Annotated in this window: 1 pseudogene; it reads left to right on the top strand. The window is 57.6% G+C overall.

The features are described 5' to 3' along the window. Positions 1–502 (top strand): annotated as a pseudogene (locus ACR1XY_RS24980) (ABC transporter ATP-binding protein); the annotation flags it as partial.

Raw genomic sequence — 502 nt, 5'->3', positions numbered from 1 at the left:
CGTGGCTGATCCCGCGCCTGCAGCGTCAAATCAATCTGCTGAACAAGAAACGCATCCAGGAAGTCCGTGTGCTGGCAGCCCAGATCGGAGAGAACGCAGCCGGTGCCGCAACACTGCGTGCCAATGGTGGCTGGCGGTACCGCCGCGCTATGGTCTCGGATCAGTTGGGCCGATTGTTCGGAATCCGGTTCGAGATTTACCAGAAGAAGTTCTTTATGAAGTTCATAAACAACTTCATCTCGCAGCTGACGCCGTTCATGTTCTATCTGGTGGGCGGTCTGCTGGTTCTTCAGGGCTCTGTCTCATTGGGTGCGTTGGTGGCGGCGCTGGCGGCCTACAAAGACCTCAGTTCGCCGTGGAAGGAACTGCTGACCTATTACAACCAAACACAGGACATGGGGTTGCGCTGGGATGTGGTGATCGAGCGCTTTGCGCCGTCGGGGATGCAGGACGAAAAGCTGTTTGAGGGCGAGCCGGATGACCGGCCACACCTGAATGGCGA

The organism is Ruegeria sp. AD11(2025) (genome assembly GCF_056542405.1).
This window is presented reverse-complemented; position numbering and strand designations above follow the sequence as displayed.